Source organism: Pseudoalteromonas sp. DL2-H2.2, from assembly GCF_021532535.1.
GTDB lineage: Bacteria > Pseudomonadota > Gammaproteobacteria > Enterobacterales > Alteromonadaceae > Pseudoalteromonas > Pseudoalteromonas rubra_A.
The window spans coordinates 32,552-56,671 of the sequence record NZ_JAKGBD010000016.1 but is presented as its reverse complement, the minus strand read 5'-3'; the positions used below and the strand labels follow the sequence as shown (position 1 = coordinate 56,671).

The window sequence follows — 24,120 nt, the reverse complement described above, 5'->3', positions numbered from 1 at the left end:
CTAAGCTTGAAGGAGCTGGAAAGCAACAAACCAGGATGATTTATGGGAGCGATAAAGCAAAGTGCGGTGCAAGAAGACGACCGCACCAAACCGACGATTTTGATCGTTGATGACAGGCCAGAAAACCACCGGGTAGTGAGAAAAATCCTCGGGGATATGCGCGCCAATTTCCACTCTGCTGAGTCGGGGCATGAAGTGTTATCACTGGTTTTGCGGCACAAGTATGCCGTGATCCTGTTGGATGTAATGATGCCCGGCATTGATGGCTTTGAAACAGCCTCTTTGCTGCGTATGAATGACGAAACCAAGCATACACCCATTATATTTATTACTGCAGCAGATCACACCGAAGCGCTGGAATTTAAAGGCTATGAAGTCGGTGCAGTCGACTATTTGTTTAAACCCATCAACGCACATACGCTGTACAGCAAGGTGCAGGTTTTTCTGGAATTGGAACAACAAAGAACTAAGCTGTTACAATCTTTTCAGGATATTCAGGAACTTGAAAACAAAAATCGACTTTTGCTCAAATCTATTGGTGAAGGCATTTTAGGTGTCGATACCCAAGGGTGTATCACTTACACCAACCCCGCAACCGAGAAAATTCTTGGCCTGAGTGAAAACACCTTAGTCGGCGCAGATGTGGCGGAATTTATTTGTCTGTCAACGTCGAATGCGGGTAATGCCAGCTGGGAAAACTGCAGGATCTTCGAGCATTGTGTAAAGGGTTACACTTATCGCGATTCTTATGGGTTGTTTAAAGACAATGATAAACGTATGTTTCCGGTAGAGTTTATTGCTACCCCTATCTATGAAAACAACACTTTATTTGGCGTCGTCATTGCTTTTCAGGACATCAGCCAGAAGCGCAGTATCGAGGAGCAACTGAGCCGTTTATCACAGTTTGATACCTTAACGGGCCTGGTTAATCGCAGTACCTTTGAGAAACACTTGCAGCAAGCCATCAAGCGCAGTCTCAGGCATAACCGAGAGTTTTCGCTACTGCATCTCGACCTGGATCACTTCAAACAGGTTAACGATCAGTTTGGTCATGAGGTGGGTGACATTTTACTTCAGGAGGTGGGGCACAGGATTGTAAAAACGGTCAGCGACGGTGACATTGTTGCGCGCATAGGGGGCGATGAGTATGTGATATTGCTGGAGAACTTTATAGAGCAGCATGTCAGAAATGAGGCTACGCTTGCCGAGCATTTATTAAGCCATTTGTCGGGTGCTTATCTCATTCGCGGCCACGAGATTTTCATTGGGCCCAGCATTGGTATTGCGCGCTTCCCGGGCGCCGGAGAGGATAGCGTCAGCGTATTAAGAGCGGTAGAGCTGGCGATGTATCGGGCAAAAAAGCAGGGCGGGCAGAATTTTCAGTTTTTCACCGACGAATTGCACTTGCAGGCGATGGCATCGCTTGAGCTGGAGCAAAAACTTCGTGCGGCTATTGAGCTCGAAGAGTTTACCCTGTTTTATCAGCCACAGTGGGACATCAATAATAACCGGGTTAATAAGGTTGAAGCGTTGTTACGCTGGTTTCCGGCGGATGGCAGCAGCCTGGGTCCCGGCGTGTTTATACCTAAGCTGGAAGAAATGGGCCTGATCAATAAAGTCGGTGAGTGGGTGGTGGAGCAGGCCTGTCGGCAGGCCAAGAAGTGGCGAGCGGAATATGCCAATCCACCTTGCATTGCGGTCAACCTGTCGATGGAGCAATTGCGCCGGGAAGAGTTGCCCGAAATGGTGTTTTACCTGTTGCAAAAGTATCAGCTACCAGCCGATGCTATAGAAGTTGAAGTAACGGAGGGCATGATGATGCAGAACCCACAGCAGGCAATTGAAATTCTTAATGCCTTTCAGCGACTGGGGATTGCTGTGGCGATTGACGATTTTGGTACGGGCTACTCGTCTTTTAGTTATTTGGTTCATCTGCCGATCAACACATTAAAAATCGACCGGGAGTTTATCCGTAAACTGGGGGAAGGCGAAAAATGTGAGATGGTGGTGCGTGCCATTATTAGCCTTGCACATAATATGCATTTGAAAGTGGTGGCAGAAGGGGTCGAAACAGAGCAGCAACTGACGTTTTTGCTTGAACAAAAATGTGACTACATTCAGGGGTATTATTTTGCAAAACCAGCGTCTGCGGCGCAAGTAAGGCTCGAGCCGTGATCCTTGTTAAGTGCAACTGTGGGTAAATGGATCACGATAGCTTGTGAGGTAATGTAAAACCCCCAGTTGATTGCTCTGATCTGTGGGTAGTAACCCAGGCCCTCGTTACCAAAGATCCAAAATTGCCCGATGAGCGCATCTGCAACCGTGGCCAGTATCATGGCGCTTGCCATTAGGTATCGGGACCTTGCAGGCAGACTTGTATTGACCAGTAAGCATAAGCCCAGCAGTGCGGCTTGTGCAATAAATACGGCGTAGATGCCAGTCATCAGGGAGACGTACCAACCACTGCCGGGGATGTACATGTTTAAATAGCTGAGCAACCCCAGTGCCGCTGTGACCAGCATAGCAATAACAAAATAGCGAGTTTGGTGAGCTGAATAGTCTAGCAGGCGCCAGCAAGCGATAAACATCAGGGCATAGCCGGGCATAAAAAACCACACTGAGTCTGCCAGGTAGTCATGTTTCACTACCTCGCCATGTTGAAAGTAGCTCTGTGTCAGGTTGAAATTAATCACGTCGCCTGTCAGGCAAAGGAGCATGGAAAAAACCATCAGATTGGCAAGGCTCTGGCCTGGGTGTCCATCTTGATACTGGCTGACGGTGTGTCTTATCATTAGGCTGTTGATGAATAAGATAATCAGAGTCATCGCTTCGAAGCTGAGCACCCAGGCGCGGGTTATGTCTTCCACAGACCACACACCGAGCAGGGTCAACAGCAAGTCGAGCATCGCACAGGCGATGATAAAAACGCTGATTTTGACTGTATTCCAGCGGGGTTTCATCCAGAGTCCTTGTTTAATTACCAAAGCTGAAGGTACAACTTTTAACAGGATCCCCGATGCAAAAGCAATGCTTTTTGTGTAGATTGCCAGGGTTGAGAGGAAAATTATGTCACAAATAAAAACCACATTATCTTTGATTTTTTCGGTCTGTGCCCTGGGTATCGCTATCTACAGTCAAGTTGCCCGGCCACCCGCGCTGGCCACTGGACCTGATTACGCTGAGTCATCTGCGCTTCCGTCGACTCAAAATGGCTCTCATGCTGTCAGTCAAATAGGCGAAAGTGGCCCAAAGCAGGCTGATATTCAGCAGTTAACAGAACAAATTCACTATCTTCAGGAGCGCATACTTGAGCTTGAAAACCGCGCGTATTCAACGCCTATGTCGTCTCAGTCCTTTGAAGAATCTGTGTTGGCAATTTTGGAAGAAAAAGAGCAACAAGAACGGGCCGCACACAGAGAAAGCAACCCTGTTTATGGGTTTTATGAAGACTTACCCGACGACTACGAGATGCGCCTGAAAACCGACCCGGAATATGCGGATAAACTCAGCAGGCAGCTACAACAAACCGTGCTAAATGAGAGCTTGCCTGTGATTGACCGTCTGTCGGCTATGGGCCAGTTGCAGATGAATATGTATGTACTCAATCGCACCCAAATGGACACCATGAGTTACGATACGGTAGACGCTGTTATAAAAATTAGTCGCGGTCAGTACGAGGATAAGTTACGTGTTCAGGCGTTGGATGTGGTGGCGCAAACGCCTGTGGTAGATGCGCGGATCGCGCGTTCATTGCTGGATATTGTAGAAAAGGAAAGCAACGACTATATGCGAGCAACGGCGGCGGAAGGTTTGATGTCGCAATATTATCAAGCCAATGATGAGCAATATCCGGGTCTTAAACGTCAATTGGCGAATGATATTCTGAAGCTCTACAACAATGATGTTGATAATCAGGTATATAACCTGATGCAGAGGATGATAGGGGATGAGGAGCTGCTGGAGCAGATCCGTAAAGACGCCAACAAATAACCGGGTGCCGTTAACGGCCCCTGTTCTGCCCCGAAAAACTGCAAATTTGTTTCTAAATACCTTAAATTCGACTATTTTTATGTTATACATATTAGCAAATAACACTAATAATTAGTGCTGTCGTCGAGTTGGGTTTAGGCGGCAGCAAAGGAAGGTATAGCCATGTTGCCGTTGCGGCTTTCCATAAAACATAAAATTACCCTGGGCTTTGGTGGGATCGGCATGTTGCTGGTTATTGCCTGCGCCCTTGCTTACTGGGCACTGTTGGAAATCCAACGCGCGAACCATAAAGTGACCGACACCGCCCAGCCAATCTTGCATGCCGCCGAGCAATTTCAGCAACAACAGCTCAGGATCAGCAATTGGGTCTCCAAGGCATACAGTGCAGACGACGAAGCCAGTGTACGACAAATCCAGCAGGCGTTTAATCAGGCAGAATCCCGTGCTCAGCAGCTGCTGGCAGATCTGGAGAATCGCGCAGCAGAGAATCCGAGGTTAATGCAGCCGCTACAGCATGTCGCTCAGGTCCGCATATCGTTACGGGCAGATTCTGAGGCTTTGTTTACGGCACGCCTCGAACAGTTTCAGGCCATTACCAGTATTCAACAAGGGATCAACGCCTTCTTCGAATACAGAAATGCAGCCGGCGGAGCTATGTTGGATATCGAGCTAATTGAAACCCCAGATAATCGACTGAGAGATGAGGTAGCAGGGACTGGGATTCGAATTGATGATCTACTGTTTACGCTGGAAAATAATGTCCAATCTCTTGCGCAGGTGGGACCTGATAAACTGGCCACTCACCGCGAAGATGTGGGCTTTATTGTCGATAACATCAGTGACAACCTAACCTACCTGAAACGCCAGTCGGCTGGCTTGCCAATGGCTCCCCTGTTGCAGCAATTTGAACCTGCCTGGGCTAACATAACGCGTCAGCTTAAAACGCCCGGCACTTTGTATCAGGCTTTGGCGCGTCGTCATGCTGGGCAGAAAACGGCCATGCAGAGTTATCAAAGTGCAGAGCAGGCTTTTACGGCATTGTTTACTCAAATTGACACCATTCAAAATCAGGCTCAGAGCCAGTTTGACCTGTATCAGCAAGAGTCTGATCAGCTCATCGAACGAGCGCAAAGTGCCGCGCTGATGCTGGTTCTGATTTTTGCCGCTCTGGCGGTTGGGATTGCCATTTCCACCAGCCGTGCCATGCTCAACCCATTGGCAGCCGTCAACAAAATGCTCAGACATATCGCCAGTGGTGATTTTTCGAGGCAAATTGTTAAACGCCAGGAGGATGAGTTTGGCACGCTGACAGACAACATTAATCAGGTAAAGCAAAACCTTAGCAGCCTGCTGGAAGAAATAGATACACAAGTACACGACCTAAAAAGTCTGGCTGGCTCGTCGCTGGAGCGCAGTCAGACTCTGACTCGCCGGGCAACGGGCCAGGTTGAGCGCACCGACAACGCCCTACGTATTGCATCCACCATCGCCAGTAGTGCCGTTGATGTGTCGGAGCAGTCCCAACATGGTGTGTCCGGGTTGAAGCATGCGCAGCAGCTGAACCAGGAAACGGCGCACAGTGTTATGCAAAATAAACAGAAAATCATGTCGCTGAGCGGCACCATGGCGGAGTCTGTTGGGGCAATGGAAGGGCTCAGATCGCACAGTGAGCGGATTGGCAAAATACTCGATACCATTGTGGCTATTGCGGAGCAGACCAATCTGTTGGCGCTAAACGCGGCCATTGAGGCTGCCAGAGCGGGTGAGCAAGGTCGTGGCTTTGCGGTGGTGGCTGACGAGGTTCGGCAACTGGCAATTCGCACCCAAAATGCGACCCAGGAGATCAATAAGATGATTGCGGCCTTGCAAGCCGATACTCATGCAACGGCAACCTTGATCCAAAACGGCGAACAGGATGTACGGGAATGTGCTGAGCAAAGCGAAGAGTTAGCGAATAATATGGCCCAGGTGAGTGAAGCCATCGAGCAGGCTGCTACGTTAAGTGAGCGGGTGCTCGATGCGGCAAATCATCAGGCATCGCACAGTGAAAGTATTGCCGACTTAATGAAAGAGGTGCAGGAAACAGCCGCCCGCAACTCACAGGAAATGGGCTTTATGGCCAAAGACAGTGAGTCGCTGAGCGGGTTTGCAGCGCGCCTGACCCAGCTAATTGAGCGCTTTAAGCTCTAGGCGCCAGTTGGCTAGTGACCACTGTCAATGTGGCCCAGGGAGCGCCCTGGGTCTAGTTGGTCGCGTACCCGGCGTTTCAATATCTTAGCTTCCGGGAAGCCGCCATCGCGCTCTCGGCACCAGATCAGGGTGTCGTTGTAATAAATCTTAAACACCCCTTTGCTGGCAGGTGCCAGCGCCACTTCTGCTAATTCATCCGCAAAGGTAGACAGCAGCTCCTGCGCCAGCCAGCCACTGCGCAGTAACCACTGACACAGAACACAATACTGGATCGTTATTCTGGGTTTACTCATATTGGTTCCCTGTTGTGTCATCTATGCTGCGAGCGTGCTGCACAAATTCTGAGTAAATGGAGTCTTTGATCAACCTGTCGGGGGTGAAGGCGTAATAATTCTGATAGACGTTTTCGATGGCTCCGATAAAGTTCACATCATAATGACGCTCGATTTCCTCACGTACAGACAAGGGCGCCGGGAATACGCCAAACCCTTGTTGTCCAAGCGCTTTCATCAAAGCGCTGTCGTCCACGTGACCCGCAACGGAGATCTCGATTTTGAGCTCATTGAGCCAATATTGAATGGCACTCGTCACTGGACTATTCTTGGCCGGCAATATGATAGGCGTGTCGGCCAGCGCCGCCGGGAAATTATCACAGGTCAGGGACTGATCTTGTTTGTTGCCGTAAAAGCCAATCTGGCTCTTGCCAATTTCGTGACAGAAGAGCTTAAACGGGGTATCACTGTCCAGAGGTTTATCCGCTAACACCAGATCCAGCTTATGTGTTGCCATTTGTGCCAGGAGCTCGGCTTGCTGGCCATCGATACAGTGTAAGTTTGAGATGCGCTCGTTATCTATCAAAGGAGCCAGCCATTTTGATACCAGAGATTTTGGCAGGGCATCAGAAATACCGACCTTGAGGGTACGGTTGATAGAGGCCAGGTCGCCTTTAGTGGTTTCGAGCCACTCCTCTGCAATGGCAAACATATCATCGGCATACTGCTGCGTGAGTTGTCCGTATTCAGTTAGCCTGAGTCCTCTGCCTTCCCTTAAAAACAAAGGCTTACCAAGGCGCTGCTCCAGACTGGTGATTTGCGCACTGATGGTCTGTGGTGTCAGGTGCAGTATTTTGCTCGCTGCGGCGATGCTGCCGTGACGGCTTACCTGCCAGAAGTAGTACAGGTGATTATAATTTATGTTCGTTATCATTCGTAATATTCGAGGTTTTGCTAAGAATTTATCAGCTTTTTTCTTTTTAAATACATTAGTAGATTAGCCTCATCGACGCAACAATATAAGTTCAATATCCAGTAATTAACTGGCTTTGTACAAGAGGTTGATAGCATTATGAAACTAAACTTCAGAGCAACGGGCAAGCGCATTGCAGAGGCGACCAAGTCGCAACTCTCAAAGTTGGCCACCAACAAATTTATGCGTTATGCGGCCCACATTCGCAAAGTACGCATTGATGTAGATGAGCAAGCGTGTCAGCGTCATGGCGTTTTGACTATCTGTAAAGTGGAAGTGTTATTGCCGGGATTACCCAGTGTGTCTGTTCGGGCCAAAGGCAAGAACATGATGCAGGTGATTAAACGTGCATTGCGTGACAGTGAGTTACTGCTTGCGCGTCAGTTTAACAGGGCGGCGTAGCGACTCCCCAAGCGCTGTTGCAAGCCTTTTCGACAAGTAGATAAATTATTCGACCAAACAAAGCGAAATAGGAGGTGGCGTCCAGGTTAGAATATGATTATGCAGTATTTACAGTTATTCCCAAGCACTTGCGGCGGCATGGAGGCCGCGCTTTACTCTTGCTTCCCTTCTTTTATTCCTTTACCTGTTCACTAACACATCTAGTTATGTGGCTCAATAATTAGCCTGCTAAGGTAAACAATGTACCCAAATCCAATTTGGAACCGATTAAAGTATTAATAAAATGTTTATTGATGGTGACATTTAGATTGAATTTTGCTATTTTCAGGCACTGGTATTGATCAACATTTTTATATTCAAGGACGTAGTGCATGCAGTATATCGATGATACCAGCGCTCAGGACAGCCAGCTAGAGAAAAAACACAACTACAAACTGTACTTCCTGATCATCGCTGGTCTATTTATTTCATTATATTTTGTTGTTCCTCAGCTACTTGCATGGGCAAGTGGTGAAAGTGCGGTCAGAATGGATAACATTCATGTCGCCGAAGTACGCCGTGGTGAATTTATTCGGGATATTTCTGTTCAGGGTCGCGTAATTGCGTCACGCCGGCCAACCCTCTATAGCCCGGCAGAAGGTACGGTCACTTACCTGGTTACAGCAGGCGATTCGGTAGAGATTAACCAGCCGCTGGCTCAGATTGACAGCCCTGAGCTGAAAAGCTTGTTGGCACAGGAGCAGGCAGAGCTTACACGTCTAAAAACGCAACTTGAACGAGAAAAAATTCAGGCAAAGAAGCAGGACCTGGCGCAGGAAAACTACCTGGGTCAAGCGATAGTCGCGTTGAACGCGGCTAAACGCGAAATGCGCCGAAATGAAGAAGGTAAGAAAAACCAGGTCGTGAGCGACATAGACTATCAAAAAGCCAAAGATGAGCTGGAAAACGCACAGCGTGAGCATCGTTTGGCGGTCAAAGAGGTCGCGTTGCTAAAAGAGAGCCAGAAATTCGAGATCCAGACGCGGGCAATCGAATTGCAGGCACAGCAGGTGCTGGTTGATGAATTACAACGCCGCGTGGCGTCACTGGAGATCCGCTCTCCGGTTAACGGCATTGTCGGTAACCTGAGTGTTGATCAAAAAAACACGGTAGCGAAGAACCAACCGTTGCTCAGCGTCGTGGATTTGTCGCACTACGAGGTTGAGGTCAATATTCCTGAAAACTATGCCGATGACCTGGCGTTAGGCATGCCAGCTCAAATTACTTTAAATGGCCGCGCCTATGAAGGTGAGCTGACTGCCATTTCTCCGGAGATAGTGCGTGGTCAGGTGGAAGGTAAAATCCGCTTTAAGGAAACAGACATCACTGGGCTGAGACAGAATCAGCGCCTGACCAGTCGTATTGTGCTGGAAGAAAAGTCGGGCGTTACTTATCTGCCCCGAGGCCAGTTTGTTGATGCATATAGCGGTAAATATGCTTATGTTCTGGATGAAGGCAGTGCAGTGAAAAAACCTATAAGCCTGGGGTCGAAAAGTCTGGGCCAGGTCGAGGTGCTTTCCGGGCTGACGGTTGGTGATACGGTGATTATATCGGATACCCGGATGTTCAACAGTGCAGAACGTGTGCGAGTTGTTCAGTAATTAAATCAATGCGATAGCACGATCTTAAGGTTGATCGTGCTGACCCGGCGCCATTTCCGGGAAATAACAAGGTGGAGGAAGCAAGCTGATGAGATATTATTTCAAACTGGCCTGGATAAGCTTCAAACAAACTCCATTATTAAGTTCCTTAATTGTGGTCACTATAGCGGTGGGTATCGCAGCCACCATGACCACTTACACCATCAATTACATGATGAATCAGGAGCCGGTCCCCGGCAAAGCCGACTCGTTGTTTTTAGTCCAGCTTAACAGCTGGGGCCCACAAAAAGCCTATTATAGCCAGGGCGATGAAGAGCGGGTGCCGCCCTATCTGACCTTTCAGGATATGCAAAACTTGTGGCGCGCGAACCGTGCCGAGTCCCACATTCCTGTCAGCGGTTATCGCGACCAACTGAAGCTGCCGACTCAGCCAGACTCTGAAGCAAAAACGGCGCTGGTGCGTTCCACCAGTCGCGACTTTTTTAGCGCTTTTAATGCACCCATCAAATTTGGTAGCGCCTGGTCTGAGGATGCTGATCTGCAAGGAGAGCGAGTGGCGGTGATCAGTGCAGACACGAATCAGCGACTGTTCAATGGTGAGAACTCCGTGGGCCAGCACATTACACTGGGGGCACTGGAGTATCGCATTATTGGGGTCATGGATAACTGGCCTATCTTGCCTCGTTTTTATGGCGAGGCTATGCATGCATTTCGCAAACCCAGAGACGTCTTTATCCCGTTTGAGACCCAAGTACGTAACGCCCTGTGGTCGTCAAATTTGCAGCCATTTGAATGCTGGCAAGACCCACAAGACAGCTCGTTTGAAGCCCTGTTAGCTTCTGAGTGTGTCTGGGTTTACTTTTGGGTTGAGCTAAAAGATGCCAGTCAGCGCCGTGCTTACGAAGAGTTCCTTTATACCTATGTCCAGGAGCAACGCGCGCTGGGGCGGTTTCAGCGCAAAATTCTCAACAAGCTGAGCACACCTGGTGAGTATCTCGCCGACCGTGAAGCCATTTCTGATGATAACCTGGTGGCACTGGGCTTATCACTGTGCTTTTTATTGCTGTGCTTACTGAATAGCACCAATCTGATGATGGCCAAGTTTCATGGTAAGGCCAGCGAAATTGGTTTGCGCCGCGCGGTCGGTGCAAGTAAGCAGCAGATATTTGTTCAGTTTAGTGTAGAAACTGTGTTGATGGGCCTGTTTGGTGGGGCGCTAGGCCTGTTGCTTGCTCAGCTGGGGCTGACTTTATGTAGCCGGGTTTATCAGCACCTGAGCAGTGATTTAATGCACATGGATATGTATATCCTGGTTATGACGCCTTTGGTGGCGGTTTCCGTTAGTGTGCTTTTTGGGCTGTTTCCCGTTTTTCGTGCCAGCCGGATAGAGCCTGCCAGTCAGCTTAACGGTGTGTAAGGGGCCATTATGCGAGACTTGTTACCCATTCTCAAGACGTTGAATCACAGCCGTACTGCGCCTGTGTTGTTTATCCTGCAAATCGCCGTGACCTTTATGATTTTGGTCAATGCAGCCTATCTGGCGATTGAAAAACAAAGCTTGTTATCCCGCCCCAGTGGTCTGGATGAGCAGAACACGTTTTACGTCCTCACTAATTTACCGGGTGATACACAAGCCAGAGCGTCGCAAATTGAACAAGATTTGCTGGCATTAAAGGGATTGTCCGGGGTTGAAACTGCCTCTGTTACCTCCGGGGTGCCACTGAGCGGTTGGGGCAATTTTCTGGAAGTGGCAACCCAGGCGGAGGGGGATTACGATACCTTCAGTGGCTACTACGGCGGTGATGCTGCACTGCTGGAAACCATGGGGCTGGAGCTGGTCGCCGGTGAAAGTTTTGCCCAGACACCGCAATATGCCGAAACAGACGGGTTTCGAGTGGCGACTGAGATCATCATTACACAAGCCCTTGCTCAATCACTGTACCCTGATGACTGGCGTCAGGTCGTCGGTAAAACAATTTATATCGACAAGCGCCCTCAGCAAGTTCGTGGTGTGGTCAAAACCTTGCAGGCTGCCTGGAGCTTTTGGGTGGTTGTTGAGCACAGCGTGCTGGCGCCTGTGATAGAGACCAGTGAATATGTGTATTACCTGGTGCGTCATGCACCCGGTCAGCAAGCGCAGGTGACGGCCAATACTCTGGATTATCTGATGCGTTTGCATGGACGTAAAATTGAAGAATTCATGACGTTTGAGCAAGTTAAAGCGCAAAGTTATCAGGCTGAGTATGCCGCGAGCATGACCTTATTGTGGGTGGTTGCTTGCCTGTCTTTGGTTACTGCTTTGGGAATATTTGGTCAGGCACGTTTTGCGGTGATCCGGCGACGTCGGCAAATTGGGATCCGTCGTGCACTTGGCGCACAGCAAGGACAGATAGTGGGCTACTTTATGCTTGAAAATGCGCTACTAACCACAGTTGGCGTCGGGGTAGGCTGTATTGCGGCTATCTTACTGAATGTACAATTTAGCAACTGGTTTGAGTTAGCCACTGTGCCTGTGGATTTTTTTGTCATCGGTGGTGTGTGTATGGTGCTGTTAGGGCAGGTTGCTACCCTGGCGCCAGCGTGTCGGGCTGCCAGAGTGTCTCCGGCTATTGCAAGTCGCCTGGGTGAGGCCAGATAGACGAATGCACGTGCAACTTGTTATGATAGCAATGAGAAAGGCAAACCGTAGTCACTATGTTAAAGCTATCAAACAATGTCGAATTGGCGGCATGGGAAATTGAACTGTCGGCGATCCGTTCGCAAGGGGCGGGTGGCCAGAATGTCAACAAGGTTGCTTCTGCCATTCATCTGAGGTTTGATATCCAACGCTCTACTTTACCCCCATTTTATAAAGAACGTTTGCTGGCATTGCAAGACAGTCGTATCAGCAAAGAGGGCGTGATTGTGATTAAAGCACAGAGCTTTCGCACTCAGGAACAAAACCGTGAAGATGCGTTGGCCCGGTTGAAGGCCTTAATCCTCAGTGCAATAAAAGTAGAAAAAGCGCGCAGGGCGACCAAGCCCACTCGCAGCTCGCAGCGCAAACGTCTCGACAGCAAAAATAAACGAGCTCAGACTAAAGCAATGCGTGGTGCCGTTAAGTTTTAACCGGGCTCGCTCTGCGATACAAGCGGCAGCTGCACAGTAAAGCAAGCTCCGCCCAGCTCAGAGTCGTTGATTTCGCAACTGGTATTGTGCCAGGAGAGAATTTTGCTGACGATAGCCAGACCTAAGCCAAATCCACCGGTTTCTTTATTGCGGCTTTTATCCAGTCTGGAAAACGGCTGAAACACTTGCTCCCGTTTTGACTCTGGAATGCCGGGACCATCGTCCTCTACTGTAAACACCGCCTTGTTCTGCCGCTGATCGAGGCTGATGCGAATTGTGCTTTGGCCATATTTGTCGGCGTTTTGCAGCAGGTTTTGAATGACGCGGGTTAACTGGTGAGGGTCGCACATAACCAAGGTATCGTTGATGGTGTGGGTGATCAGCTGTTTGTCGGTTGTGCGTGTCAGTTTTTCAAGCTGGTCCAGTACCAGAGGAGCCAGATTGCATTGCTGCATATGCAACTGCTGATTGGCAAACTCAAGTCGGGCGTAGCTGAGCATCTCATCAATCAGCACCTCCATTTCCGTCACGTCCTCTTCCATAGCGGCCACCTGTTCAGGCGCTTTGGGTGCCAACATAGCCAGCGCAAACTTCAAACGTGCGAGCGGTGTTCTTAGCTCGTGGGAGACTGCATTTACCAGCTGTTTTTGGTTGCTCATCAGACTGGCTGTTTTTAGCGCCATGCGTTCAATTTGCTGAGTCAATGTATAAATGGCTGAAAAGCGAGATCGGCGTGTTGTCAGGTCAAGTGACCCGGAAGCCAGCTTCTCGGACGTGCGTTTCAATTGGACCAGATCAATCCAAAGCGGTCTCAACCAAATGACCAACAGTAATGCCAGCACTGAGTAAGAAAGAAACTTGATGGTGTATTGTTTTACTTCGGCAGATTGTGCTGGTGCAAACGGACCAAGCTGGGCGACAGACATCCCATTGTTGGTCATAAATAGCAGCAGGGCATTCCCCGTAGCATCAAAAGAGGTGATGATCTCACCTTGTCTGAGCGCGGTCAGTTGCTCAGGCAGCCAGGCAACATCTTCATAAGGAAATACGGTCAATTGTGTTTGCGTACTGAGAAACGATTCGAACTCGTCTTCTTTAATGTAGCTGAGTGCTTGTTTATATTGCCCGGCAACCAAAGTTGCGTGTCGCAGGTCATCGGGTGCTTGCTCAACCCAGTTGCGCCAGATTGCCTCGCTGCCTAAATTAATGGCGATAATACTGGCGAACACCACAATATAAAGGCTAACAAGCAATCGCAGCATAATGCCTTAGTCCCAGGCAGATTTTGAGCATAAATACCCTTTGCCCCAAACCGTGATCAGTCTGTAGGGTTGTTCAAGGTTGTCATTGAGTTTTTTACGCAATCGTGAGATCCGTACATCGACGCTACGATCCAGCCCATCATAGGGTCGGCCAACAACCTGGTTATAAATATGTTCGCGGCTGAGCGTATCGCCTGCGTGTCTGGCAAGCTCCCACAGTAGATCAAACTCATAACTCGTCAGATCAATTTCCTGTTCGCTCAGATAGGTCTTGCGGGCCGCTTTATCTATCCGTAATTGTCCCAGTGTCAGTTGATCTGTGCTGTCAGTTTGTTTGCCCTGACGACGCAAAAGTGCATTTAGCCTGGCAAGTAACACATAAGGCTCTACAGGCTTGATGACATAGTCATCAGCACCAATTTCCAGACCTCTGACATGATCAAAGTCACTGTCTTTGGCTGTCAAAAACAGCACCGGCCCCTGGTAGTCGGGTCTAATTCGGCGGCAAATTTCAAAGCCATCCAGGTTTGGCAGCATAATGTCCAGGATCACCACATCAGGTTGCTCTTGGACGATTTTCTCCGGTGCCAGTGCGCCATCATGGATCACAGTCACAGCGTAATTGTTACTTTGTAAAAACTGTCCTGTCAGCTGAGCCAGCCTCTCATCATCTTCTACTAATATGACTTTGATCATTAGAATAAACTCCAATCTGTTTTTAGTTTCCTGCGATACTTAGTGCTGACGACAGCATTGACTTTAATGGTTTTTTTAGCAAGTGTGTTTTGGTGCGGATCTTTAAGGCTAAATTCCATATTTTGCGCAAGCTTGACGGCCAGTTTTACGCTTCCCTGCTGGCTGTCTTTCCAACAATGCAGCTGAGTGTCTGACTGGTATAGGCAAAGATTTTCAGATGCGCTGTGGTGCCAGTTCACTCGGATGGTCATCTGACAGGTTTGTCCTTGTGTTTTTACCATACAAACCTGAGGTTTTATCTCAAACAGTGGTGGTGGCTCAGATTTAGCCTGCACTGTCAGCGAGCACCATATCAGTGCCCCCATAGACAAGCTATGCAGAGCAAGGTTAAAACGCATACAAGCCTCCGATGAAGACAGAGGTTGTGTAGCCTTCGTCGACAATTGGGCTGTTTGCGATACTTGAACCGAGCCATTGATGCTTTGCCGTGAATTTAAATTGCCAGCTTTCGCTCAACCTGTGATTATAAGCTATGCCCACATAAGGGTTAAACGTACTATCTACCTGGTAGCGATAATGTGTAAGTTCAGTGTCTCTTTGTGTAATACCATAGTAATAGCTCCCCAGTTTTGCATCTTTGTAATCGACTCCGAGCTTGAACTGGAGCTGGGCATATTTAGGCGCACCAAATGGCAATTTGTAGCTATATTCTAATGAGCTGTGAAAGCCCTTATAGATGCCACGTACATCATGCAGTAACCGCACCCTCAACTTGTGTTGTTCAGAGATATACCAGTGTGCCAGTATACCGCTGTCGATAGCCCATTTACGCTTGGCCAAGTCGTCAAAGGTTAAAGAAGGTGGCTGTATCTCTTTCGGCTCTAGATCTAACTCTGTGACCGGCACTTGCACACTGACGTCATTGGGTAAGTTGACACTATCACCCCCATTGACTTCGCCTGATGTGGGCACCTCTATTTGTGGTACGTTGACTCGTTCATTGAGATCCGGGGATAGCGTGTTGGCGCGTAGCACTGTGCCTGGTCGGGAGCGGCTAAAGAAAGCTTGCTCTGAGTTAAGCTCAGCAATCCAGCTTACATCAAATGCCTGGTGGTCATAGAATGTGTAACCAATCGCGGTATTATCGAGAAAAAAGCGATCGCCGTAGTAGCGCACATATGGCAACACAATCAATGGTGAATGATCGCCATCTTTCAAGGGGTTGGTTGCGACACCGGCGCCCAATGCCACGGAAAACTCCCATTGTGACACCTCAATGCAATTCTCTGGTTGGGAGTCACAGTTGGCCATTGCCATACTGCTAAACAACACTGAGCCAATCACACCCGACAGACGTTTCACTTTACCCACTCCCTATTTTAAACATGTGTACTTTACCAATAAAATTACCAATTACCAGAAAGAGTTACATTAAATAACATTTCCACTGGCTGGAATAACAGCAAGGCTTTGGTATTTGAGTAAAGTTAGATACATACTTAACCCCAAGGAGACAACCAATGTTATATTCTACCCAGCTGAAGCTAGGTGTAGCAGCACTTACTTTATCTTTACTCGGTGCATGTGGCTCAGGGAGTGATACGAATACTTCCTCTCAGGACCCGGGTAATGGAGGATCGCAAACGCCACCCGATAAAGTACCTGATTTAACCACGGGTGAGGCAAGCGCGAAAAAACTGCGTAAGGCAAGTGCCGCGGATTTTGCAACTTATCTCAAAAATGGTATTTACCTGGCACAAGGTGTGACGACCCCTCAGGATAGTGGCGAGCAGGTGAGTACGCCCCAGGCCGATGGAGCCACGCCAGCGTATTCAACCACCAATGTGCAGGAGCAAGCGGTGGATGAAAGTGACAGAGTGAAATACGACGGTGCGCACTTATATATTGCTAATACCGTTGATTTTCAGGCCGCACAGGGGGAGCACAAGCAGTCTGTTCGCATCTTGAAGCGTGAAGAAAATGGCGCGCTAGGGCCATTAACCACTTTAATCACCAGTTCAGATTTTTACGCAAAACAGCAATTGTACCTGCAGGAGAATAACCTGGCCGCCGTGCTCAGCAATGACCGGGGTGGGTTTATGGTGGAGCCCTTACTAACGGCTGAAATAGCCGTAGACGCAACATCTATACCTTTCTTAGGTTCCCAGGACTTTGCGCTGACCTTGGTTGATGTCAAAGACCCTTCACAGGCTCAAGTCACCCATCAGTTTCGCTTTGATGGCGAGCTGGTTGATTCACGTGTCATCGGTAACTCGCTTTATTTGATCAGCGAATTCTCTGCCAGTTTTACGGGGTTTGAACAAGAGGGTGAGGATCTGGATGTCGTTAATTACCAAAAAATAACGGAGACAGATATCACTGAACTGCTGCCTAAAGTGACCAACATTAAAGCCGGCACCGAGCGCTTATTGGTCGACCCGGCAACTTGCTATATGCCAGACAATGCATCCAATTTGCATGGATACCATCACATTACATCTGTGACTCGCGTGTCACTCAACGACCCCGATTCATTGACCACGACCTGTATCGCGAGTAGAACCGAAGGGATCTACATGTCAGAAAATAATGTCTACCTTTATGGATATTATTATGATTCTGAGAAAGCTTCGTTTGATGACGCAACTCAGACAGTGATCCACCAGTTTAATTTGGGCGAACAGGCGGTCAGCTACACTGTGTCTGGCAAAGTGGCCGGTCACTTGGGGCGCAGCAATCACAACTTAAGGTTCAGTGAGCATGCTGGGGTATTGCGTGTGGTGACGACCCGATTTACCGAGGCAAACGGTATGTTGCACAGGCTTTACCTGCTGGAAAAGCAAGATGAAAGCCTGGCGGTGGTTGCCCAGTTACCCAATCAGACGCGCACCACGCCAATCGGAAAAGTTTCTGACAATGGGCTGGTAGAAGAGGATATCTATGCGGTACGCTTTTTTGCTGATAAAGCCTATATTGTCACGTTTCGCCAGATAGACCCGTTGTATGTGCTGGACCTCAGTGATAAGAGCGACCCTAAGATCACCGGCGCACTGGAGATCCCCGGTTATTCTGCGTATCTCCACCCAGTGTCTGAACAGCTACTCATAGGTATTGGTCAGAACGTGCAAAACTGGTTTCTCGACGGGCCTTTGGATAACGAGGATGACTTTGGCGCCAAAGTCAGTTTATTCGATGTCAGTGATATGAGTGCGCCTTCACTGGTTGATGAAAAAGTGTTTAGTGGCGGGTTTAGTCCGGTTGAGTTTGACTATCACGCATTTAGCTACATCAAACACAGCGATGAGGTGTTCAGGATGACGCTGCCCGTGGAAAGCTGGCAGACTGAGAATGACAGTGAAAGCACCGTGAGCTGGTACAGGCGCAATGAGCTGGCCGCATTTGAAGTACATACAGGCGAAACGCCCAAGTTACTGTATATGGGCAGTAGTACGGCTGAGCAGCAACCAGACGCCGACACATCGCAATATTTCTGGGCTGGCGACGACAGAGGTATTTTGCATGATGAACATATTTACTACGTGCACGGTAACTTTGTCTGGTCAAGCTTGTGGCAATCGCCACAGGATACCAGCGGGCCTTTCTAATAAGCGCTTTTAACCGCCACGCAGCTGGCATTGAATGCTGGCTGCGTTACCACTGCTTAGTGGGGAGTGATTAAACCAAGCTTTTGATCATGGCACCACTGTTCACCGATCCGGTAGTTATCCCTGAGTGTGCCCTCATGCTCAAATCCAAGCCTGGTTAGCAAGTTGAAAGAGGCCTCGTTGCCCTCTGTTACGGTGGCTGTCAGCTTGTGGTAACCACACTGATTAAAGGCAAAATCAATCACTGCGCGGGTTGATTCTTTGGCGTATCCTTTACCCTGATACTCAGGGGTGAGCATAAAGCCAAGCTCCGCCTGTTGGTAAGGCAACCAGCTCGACAAAAAACCATGCAAACCGACAGGCTCTCCTGTGTTTTTTTCTTCAATAAGCAAAGTCAGCCACGCCTTGCTCTCTTTATGCCAGTCGATAAGGCGGCCGTCAAATTGCTCACGGATATGACTTTGCTCAGAGAGGTCACCGATAAAACGCATTACCTGAGGGTGCTGGTGGAGGCGAAGAAAAAATGGCCAGTCCTGTTGGGTGAGCGGCCTGAGGCGCAGTCGGGAGGTTTCAATCATAGTTTATTCCTTTTGATACCAAGTGCTATTGGGTTTTGAGTAAGGTTTTAATGGCAACAATTTGCTTAATGCTGTCCATGTTGTCGCCATGGACACAGAGCGTATCTGCTTTTAATGGCAAAGCCTGACCACTGGCCGTGGTGACTGTTCCATGCGCCAGCAATTGCTTTACCTGTGCCAGTACATTGGCTTCGTTGTGAACGGCATTTGGCAGGCTTCGCGCACTGAGTTGCCCTTCGTCTGTATACAGTCTGTCTGCAAAGGCTTCAAACAGTAACTCAACCCCGAACTGTGATGCAAGGCGTGCATGCTCTGCTTGCTTGGCCGTTGCCAGCAACATGAGTTTTAGCTCAGCCGGATAGTCAGACAGGGTTTTGAGCACCTGAAGGAGGATTGCTTCATTACGCATCATGTCGTTATACAGTGCGCCGTGGGGTTTTACATAACCCAGCGCCAAACCCTGTACCCGAGCCATGCCATCCAGTGCGGCAATTTGGTAATGCAGGGTGTTTCTGAGCTCGGTGTCGCTCAAGGTCATGGAGCGACGTCCAAATCCTTGCAGGTCGGGGTAACCGGGGTGCGCACCAATGCCGACTTCATGTGCTTTGGCTAGTGAGAGTGTGGTTGCCATAACAGTGGGGTCGCCGGCATGAAAGCCACAGGCAATGTTAGCCAGGTCAATATGGGGCATTACCTGGCTGTCCAGGCCCATTTTCCAGGCACCAAAGCTCTCCCCAAGGTCACAATTTAACAGCATAGACTGCCCTTCTGTTGGATTTTTTCAGACCTTAACACGGATTGAAGCGCAAGGGTTAGAACGACACGTTTAAAGAAAGCAGGTCTCAGTCAATCACCAGGCCGAGATCAGCTTTGTCTGTAACCAGCAAATGCTGTGGGCAATTGATAATACACAACTCAGGCGCAGCCCGGGTGATGGCCAGGTGAGCCGTTAAACTGGTCGTCCAGAATACCGGCAATTTAGGCGCAGCAACGGCAATAGGCTCACCAAAGTTTGGCTTGCCGAGGTTTTTTATCCCTATCTCGCCCGGCTCGCCGAAGTGGACCGGGATACCGTGTGGCACCCGGCTTACTGAACCGGCCTGAATGGCTTTGATTAACTCCTGTTTTTGCATTGGGCGCATGCAAACCACTTTATTGCCACCAAACGGACCGACCTGATTACTTTCGAGGTGACTGATATACATAGGTAGTGAGTGTGTGGGATTGGCCAGCGGACTGGGAATACCAAAGGAGTTGAGCACGGTATCGAAGGCAAGATAACTGGCCAGCGCAAAGGTAACAAAGTCGTCACGCCACAAATGGGTGATATCAGACACTTCTTCCGTGAGCTGGCCGTGTTTGAGAATGCGGTAACGGGGCACGTCTGTGCGTATATCTATATTTTGGCCCAGCTGATCCAGATGATAGCTTCCCGACGCAATGCTGGTGGCAAGCAAAGGACAGCAATCTGTATTGTGTTGACAATAAGTCTGAAATTCAAATGCATTGGCCTCGGGCAGGATTAAAATATCACACTGGGCAAAGCCGGGTACAAAGCCGTTGGTGGGGCCGGAATAATCTCCGGCCCGGATCATGGCGCGAATGGCGTTGGGAGCAGTGAGTGATGCCTTTGGGTCCATACATGTCCTCATCAGGTAACAGGCGGATTCAACAACACCTCACCAATATTATAGGCCGCTGGTGCTATTCTGCCTGTTTGTTTACGCTGACAGGCAGTTTTCCTTTGGCCTTTTCCAGGCCTAAAATGACTTTGGCAAGTGCGGTGTAGGCTGGCCCACTGACTTCCTGTGTCGTTTCAACATCAACATTATAGGCATAGCTTGCCAGCACTGCCTGACTGTAGGGCGCAAACCGGCTTGTTTCATAAGGGGCGCGCAAGCTAATAAACAAGGTGGGTTTATGTTGCGACTGCGCAAAGCTCAGCAGGTCCTCCAGGGCATCAGGCTGGGCACGGGCTGCCAACGAGAATTGCGCCAGCGTTGCAACATCCTCCATACCGCCGATTTCTACCGCGCTTTGTGCAGGCGTCGCGTGACCGGTAATGATCCAGTCCGCTTCTATTATGTCAGCCCGGGCCTGCGCGGGGTTAAAACCTTGCAAACTCGACAGCGTGATGATGAGCGGGTGAGCAGTGTGAGCCTGCAAAGCTTGCTTAAGTGCCATGGCTTTTTGTTTGTCCGGCATGATCAGGTGAATACGCTGATTGGCGCGAATTGCCAGTGGCAGCAGGTTATCATTTTTCACCTCTGTGATGGCTGCCAGCGCCAGCTCAGCTTCCAGCTTGCGGTGTTGAGGGTTACCCAACACAGATTGCGCAATCGGTGCAGACAGGTGACGCTTAGGCGGCAAAAAGCGGGTCTTGAGCGCTTGTATTCTCTGCGCTGATGTTCGCAGCTCGGTGATATCAAGCTGGCTTGAGGCTTGCTGGTACAGCTTCGCCATAAACGCTCTGAATGCTTGGATGTCCTGCGTGCTGCGAACAGAGAAGGGCATCAGAGCAATGTCTACGCCTGCCGCAAAGGTTTCAATGACGGCCTGCTCGGGCTCAAAAAAGTCGCTGATCCCGGCCATATCCAGCGCATCTGTGATTGTGACACCCTGATATCCCAGCTCACCTCTGAGTAAGTCGTGCATAATTTTGCGCGACATTGTGGCCGGGCGAAGCATTTTTTCGCCGTGTTTGTTGACTATCTGGGTCTCGTCCAGCGCAGGGTACTGGATGTGTGCGGTCATTATCATACCCGGCGTTTGTTGTTTGATGATAGTGGCAAAGGGCGCGATGTCTTGCTGGTGGATTTGGCTCAGAGCATGGTTTACGCGCGGTAAACCGGTGTGGCTGTCAACATTGGTATCGCCGTGGCCCGGGAAGTGCTTTATGGCAGAGATCACTCCCTGTTGCTCGAACGCTTTGACTTGCGCAGCGCCCAGCTTTGCGACCATATGCGGATCTTCACCAAAAGAGCGCACATTAATAACCGGGTTATCCGGGTTGGCATTAACATCAACCGTGGGAGCAAAGTTAACATTGATCCCAAGTACCGCCAGCTCTTTGCCTATGACCGACGCAACCTGATGCGCATAGTGCGTGCCATGTTCGGCATAGCTGGCGCCAATACTCATATTTCCGGTAAAGGATGTGGCTTCTGAGCGATTAATTCTGGCAACCCGGCCACCTTCCTGATCAATGGCAATAAAGGGCGGTTGCGCCGTTGCGCTATGCAATTGTTCAGTTAGCGTAACAATTTGCTTAACGTCCTGAACGTTTTCAGCAAATAAGATCACACCGCCAATCTGGTATTCGTGTAGCAGCGCTTTTAATTCCGGCGGTAGAGTCGTCATGGGCGTGCGGCACTGAGCGCCTTTGCCTTGCTGACAAAAGTATCGTAAATCGAGCATCAGCTTTTGCCCTATCAGGGCGCGTAAATCAGCAGCAGGCTGAGCATTGATACTCGGGGTTGTGAGGGTCATGAGCAAACCTATTAACGTGAAGCGAAACAAGGTATTCATTATAAATATGCTATTTTTTCTGGCACTCTATCATGCCACAGCGCTAAGATGGAGCCAATTCAGTTCAAACGGTTGTCGGTTATAGCAGGAGCCGGTGAACACCTGTTGAATATAAAAAATAAAAGGAAAGACTATGACACACCACACTCTGAACTATGTTGAATTTGCAGCAGCGGATTTAGCGGCAACACAAACTTTCTTTGAATCTGTGTTTGGCTGGCAGTTTCAGTCATATGGCCCCGAATATGTGGCGTTCAGCGAATCAGGCCTGGAAGGCGGCTTTTTTCTGAGCGATGTGGCGGCCAGTCAGGCACAAGGTGCGCCATTGCTGGTCCTATACAGCGATGACCTGGAGCAAACACAGCAGGCCATAGAGCAGGCCGGTGCCACCATTAACAAAGCAATATTTAGCTTTCCCGGTGGCAGACGGTTCCATTTTATTGAGCCCAGTGGCAATGAACTGGCGGTATGGAGCGATAAATGAGCCTCAGGTAGCGATACCGACATCCAGCTTTGCAAACCACTCGAGGAACTCAGCCACGGCTTCTCCTTTGAATAAACGGCCGTGCTGAGGTGCCATAATTTCGATGTTGAGTTCTTTTACCCGCGCAATCCAGTTGGCTTTGGCCCGGTTGGATGGCATCCAACGGCGATGGAAATACTCCATATGCTTGATATGCGTGCCAAAGTCTTCGACAAATATCGGCGCACCGGCTTTTTCCAGTGCTGCACCCACGTCGCCACTCATCAGTATCTTTGCCTGTGGATCATACACATGAAAGTTACCAGACGAGTGTAGATAGTGCGCGGGCACAAGTTTCAGGCTGATATCATTGAGCCGGATTTCGCCGCCTTCATCTTTGATCCCTTGGTACTTAATGTTGCTCATACCAAAATGACGAATAAACCCTTCCCATAACCAGGGGGCGTGCAGTGTGGCGCCGGGTAAGGCCTTATCCCACAGCCCAAGTGAAGAAATAATATCCGGGTCCTGATGTGAGGCGAACAGGGTGGTGAGTTCTTGCAGCTCAATATGCTGCAATATAGCTGCCAGCATAGGTGAAAAAAGCTCAGTACCGCCGGGGTCGAGCAGGACGGCCTGTCCTTTGCCCTTGACCAGATATTGGTTGGTATCAATGATTTTTTCCGGCTTGCCTTCGTCGCGGCCGAACATAAGCCAGCTGTGACTGGCAGCCTGGTATAATGGTGTTGCTTTCAATGCAAGGTGCCTCTCAGGGTATGGATTTCGTTTAGGTTGACGGTGACTGATTGCTTAATGGTTTTGGCCGCGCTGGCAATAAAATCCGAGACCGATTGCAAGCTGTCACTGAACTCACCGGCATTGGATGCCTCGACCCGGCTTGTGACCGCAATGTATTCGGCACTGCGCATTTGCTTGTTTATTTCTTCAAAAAAGCTTTCCAGCTCCAGCAGGGCAATTTCCAGCTTTTTGGTCTGCTGTTGCCTATCCAGTTTGGCTTTATGCTGCAAGGTTATCAGTTGCGGGGTAGATACTAAGGTGGCGGCTTTGCCGACGTGCATATCGAACTGAGTGCTTCTGACTGCTTCAAGAGCGATTTTGAACAACTGATTGGATAAGGCGGAGATATGGGTTGTGGTTTTGATGGTTTGCTCTGAAAACTCATCGATAAAATTAGTTATGGGCTTAAAGCCTGATGCAGAATCTCCGGCCCGAAGTGCAACAACACGGGCGTTTTTAGCGGTTAATGAGAGGTTTTTCGCTTCGGCCAGGATTGCATCGAGGTTGGCAATAATGCGCGCAACGCGAATGAAGCTGTCTACGATATTTTTGTCGCTCAATGCGAAACTCCACTGTCAACGGGCTGCTTTCAAGACACTAGAATAAAATTCGCCG

General features: G+C 49.3%; 23 protein-coding genes. 10 read left to right on the top strand and 13 right to left on the bottom strand.

Annotated features, from left to right (window positions below; all coding sequences use genetic code 11):
- The first annotated feature begins 42 nt into the window (after window positions 1–42).
- Window positions 43–2,175, top strand: coding sequence for an EAL domain-containing protein (locus L1285_RS20500; RefSeq protein ID WP_235414081.1), 2,133 nt, complete (start codon window positions 43–45; stop codon window positions 2,173–2,175).
- On the opposite strand, the gene L1285_RS20495 is transcribed toward L1285_RS20500, so the two are convergent.
- Window positions 2,127–2,960, bottom strand: a complete 834-nt coding sequence (locus tag L1285_RS20495; RefSeq protein WP_235414080.1) for a hypothetical protein — start codon at window positions 2,958–2,960, stop codon at window positions 2,127–2,129. The two genes, L1285_RS20500 and L1285_RS20495, sit on opposite strands and share 49 nt — an antisense overlap.
- 106 nt (window positions 2,961–3,066) lie before the next feature.
- Between L1285_RS20495 and L1285_RS20490 the strand changes: the two genes are divergently transcribed.
- Together L1285_RS20490 and L1285_RS20485 are read left to right on the top strand one after the other, a co-directional pair.
- Window positions 3,067–3,990: a hypothetical protein gene (locus L1285_RS20490; RefSeq protein ID WP_235414079.1), complete on the top strand. Its 924-nt coding sequence runs from the start codon at window positions 3,067–3,069 to the stop codon at window positions 3,988–3,990.
- Between the two features lie 162 nt (window positions 3,991–4,152).
- Window positions 4,153–6,180 carry a methyl-accepting chemotaxis protein gene (locus L1285_RS20485; RefSeq protein WP_235414078.1) on the top strand — a complete coding sequence of 676 codons (2,028 nt, stop codon included), beginning with the start codon at window positions 4,153–4,155 and terminating at the stop codon, window positions 6,178–6,180.
- Between the two features lie 11 nt (window positions 6,181–6,191).
- Here the strand turns inward: L1285_RS20485 and L1285_RS20480 are convergent, their stop codons facing one another.
- Both L1285_RS20480 and nhaR read right to left on the bottom strand, forming a co-directional pair.
- On the bottom strand, window positions 6,192–6,473 hold the full coding sequence (locus L1285_RS20480; RefSeq protein WP_235414077.1) for a SelT/SelW/SelH family protein: 282 nt from the start codon (window positions 6,471–6,473) through the stop codon (window positions 6,192–6,194).
- Complete coding sequence (gene nhaR, locus L1285_RS20475; RefSeq protein ID WP_046004001.1) at window positions 6,466–7,386, bottom strand: transcriptional activator NhaR; 921 nt, start codon at window positions 7,384–7,386, stop codon at window positions 6,466–6,468. The genes L1285_RS20480 and nhaR overlap by 8 nt, the downstream gene beginning before the upstream one ends.
- A 138-nt stretch (window positions 7,387–7,524) precedes the next feature.
- On the opposite strand from nhaR, the gene L1285_RS20470 reads away from it, so the two are divergent.
- From L1285_RS20470 to arfB, 5 genes are all read left to right on the top strand, one after another.
- The gene (locus L1285_RS20470) at window positions 7,525–7,827 is read left to right on the top strand and encodes a hypothetical protein (RefSeq protein WP_046004000.1); all 303 of its coding nucleotides are present in this window, start codon (window positions 7,525–7,527) and stop codon (window positions 7,825–7,827) included.
- A gap of 371 nt (window positions 7,828–8,198) precedes the next feature.
- Window positions 8,199–9,467: an efflux RND transporter periplasmic adaptor subunit gene (locus L1285_RS20465; protein WP_235414075.1), complete on the top strand. Its 1,269-nt coding sequence runs from the start codon at window positions 8,199–8,201 to the stop codon at window positions 9,465–9,467.
- A gap of 88 nt (window positions 9,468–9,555) precedes the next feature.
- Complete coding sequence (locus tag L1285_RS20460) at window positions 9,556–10,884, top strand: ABC transporter permease (RefSeq protein WP_235414074.1); 1,329 nt, start codon at window positions 9,556–9,558, stop codon at window positions 10,882–10,884.
- A 9-nt stretch (window positions 10,885–10,893) separates the two neighbouring features.
- On the top strand, window positions 10,894–12,105 hold the full coding sequence (locus L1285_RS20455; protein ID WP_235414072.1) for an FtsX-like permease family protein: 1,212 nt from the start codon (window positions 10,894–10,896) through the stop codon (window positions 12,103–12,105).
- A gap of 56 nt (window positions 12,106–12,161) precedes the next feature.
- Window positions 12,162–12,575, top strand: coding sequence for an alternative ribosome rescue aminoacyl-tRNA hydrolase ArfB (arfB, locus tag L1285_RS20450; protein WP_235414070.1), 414 nt, complete (start codon window positions 12,162–12,164; stop codon window positions 12,573–12,575).
- Here the strand turns inward: arfB and L1285_RS20445 are convergent.
- Genes L1285_RS20445 through L1285_RS20430 form a run of 4 tightly spaced genes read right to left on the bottom strand, consistent with a single transcriptional unit; the run spans window position 12,572 to window position 15,895 of the window.
- Window positions 12,572–13,837: an ATP-binding protein gene (locus tag L1285_RS20445; protein WP_235414068.1), complete on the bottom strand. Its 1,266-nt coding sequence runs from the start codon at window positions 13,835–13,837 to the stop codon at window positions 12,572–12,574. The two genes, arfB and L1285_RS20445, sit on opposite strands and share 4 nt — an antisense overlap.
- Before the next feature lie 6 nt (window positions 13,838–13,843).
- Window positions 13,844–14,533, bottom strand: a complete 690-nt coding sequence (locus tag L1285_RS20440) for a response regulator (protein ID WP_046003994.1) — start codon at window positions 14,531–14,533, stop codon at window positions 13,844–13,846.
- Window positions 14,533–14,931 (bottom strand): DUF3019 domain-containing protein, encoded by a 399-nt coding sequence (locus L1285_RS20435; protein WP_235414066.1) that lies wholly within the window; start codon window positions 14,929–14,931, stop codon window positions 14,533–14,535. Before L1285_RS20435 ends, L1285_RS20440 begins: the two co-directional genes overlap by 1 nt.
- Window positions 14,921–15,895 (bottom strand): MipA/OmpV family protein, encoded by a 975-nt coding sequence (locus L1285_RS20430; protein WP_235414065.1) that lies wholly within the window; start codon window positions 15,893–15,895, stop codon window positions 14,921–14,923. Before L1285_RS20430 ends, L1285_RS20435 begins: the two co-directional genes overlap by 11 nt.
- A gap of 158 nt (window positions 15,896–16,053) precedes the next feature.
- Between L1285_RS20430 and L1285_RS20425 the strand changes: the two genes are divergently transcribed.
- The gene (locus tag L1285_RS20425) at window positions 16,054–18,138 is read left to right on the top strand and encodes a beta-propeller domain-containing protein (RefSeq protein WP_235414064.1); all 2,085 of its coding nucleotides are present in this window, start codon (window positions 16,054–16,056) and stop codon (window positions 18,136–18,138) included.
- Between the two features lie 56 nt (window positions 18,139–18,194).
- On the opposite strand, the gene L1285_RS20420 is transcribed toward L1285_RS20425, so the two are convergent.
- The 4 genes from L1285_RS20420 to L1285_RS20405 all read right to left on the bottom strand — a co-directional run bounded on the left by L1285_RS20420 (window position 18,195) and on the right by L1285_RS20405 (window position 22,205).
- Window positions 18,195–18,716 (bottom strand): GNAT family N-acetyltransferase, encoded by a 522-nt coding sequence (locus L1285_RS20420; protein WP_235414063.1) that lies wholly within the window; start codon window positions 18,714–18,716, stop codon window positions 18,195–18,197.
- A 25-nt stretch (window positions 18,717–18,741) separates the two neighbouring features.
- Window positions 18,742–19,473 (bottom strand): 5-oxoprolinase subunit PxpA, encoded by a 732-nt coding sequence (locus L1285_RS20415; RefSeq protein ID WP_235414062.1) that lies wholly within the window; start codon window positions 19,471–19,473, stop codon window positions 18,742–18,744.
- An 85-nt stretch (window positions 19,474–19,558) separates the two neighbouring features.
- Window positions 19,559–20,356, bottom strand: a complete 798-nt coding sequence (locus L1285_RS20410) for a D-glutamate cyclase family protein (protein ID WP_235414061.1) — start codon at window positions 20,354–20,356, stop codon at window positions 19,559–19,561.
- Window positions 20,357–20,420: 64 nt separating this feature from the next.
- Window positions 20,421–22,205: a glycoside hydrolase family 3 protein gene (locus L1285_RS20405; RefSeq protein WP_235414060.1), complete on the bottom strand. Its 1,785-nt coding sequence runs from the start codon at window positions 22,203–22,205 to the stop codon at window positions 20,421–20,423.
- A 172-nt stretch (window positions 22,206–22,377) separates the two neighbouring features.
- Here L1285_RS20405 and L1285_RS20400 point away from each other — a divergent pair, with 172 nt between their 5' ends.
- The gene (locus tag L1285_RS20400; protein ID WP_046003988.1) at window positions 22,378–22,728 is read left to right on the top strand and encodes a VOC family protein; all 351 of its coding nucleotides are present in this window, start codon (window positions 22,378–22,380) and stop codon (window positions 22,726–22,728) included.
- A 3-nt stretch (window positions 22,729–22,731) separates the two neighbouring features.
- Here L1285_RS20400 and L1285_RS20395 read toward each other — a convergent pair whose 3' ends face one another.
- Both L1285_RS20395 and L1285_RS20390 read right to left on the bottom strand, forming a co-directional pair.
- The gene (locus tag L1285_RS20395) at window positions 22,732–23,463 is read right to left on the bottom strand and encodes an MBL fold metallo-hydrolase (protein ID WP_235414059.1); all 732 of its coding nucleotides are present in this window, start codon (window positions 23,461–23,463) and stop codon (window positions 22,732–22,734) included.
- The gene (locus L1285_RS20390; protein WP_046003986.1) at window positions 23,460–24,065 is read right to left on the bottom strand and encodes a hypothetical protein; all 606 of its coding nucleotides are present in this window, start codon (window positions 24,063–24,065) and stop codon (window positions 23,460–23,462) included. Before L1285_RS20390 ends, L1285_RS20395 begins: the two co-directional genes overlap by 4 nt.
- Window positions 24,066–24,120: the final 55 nt, after the last annotated feature.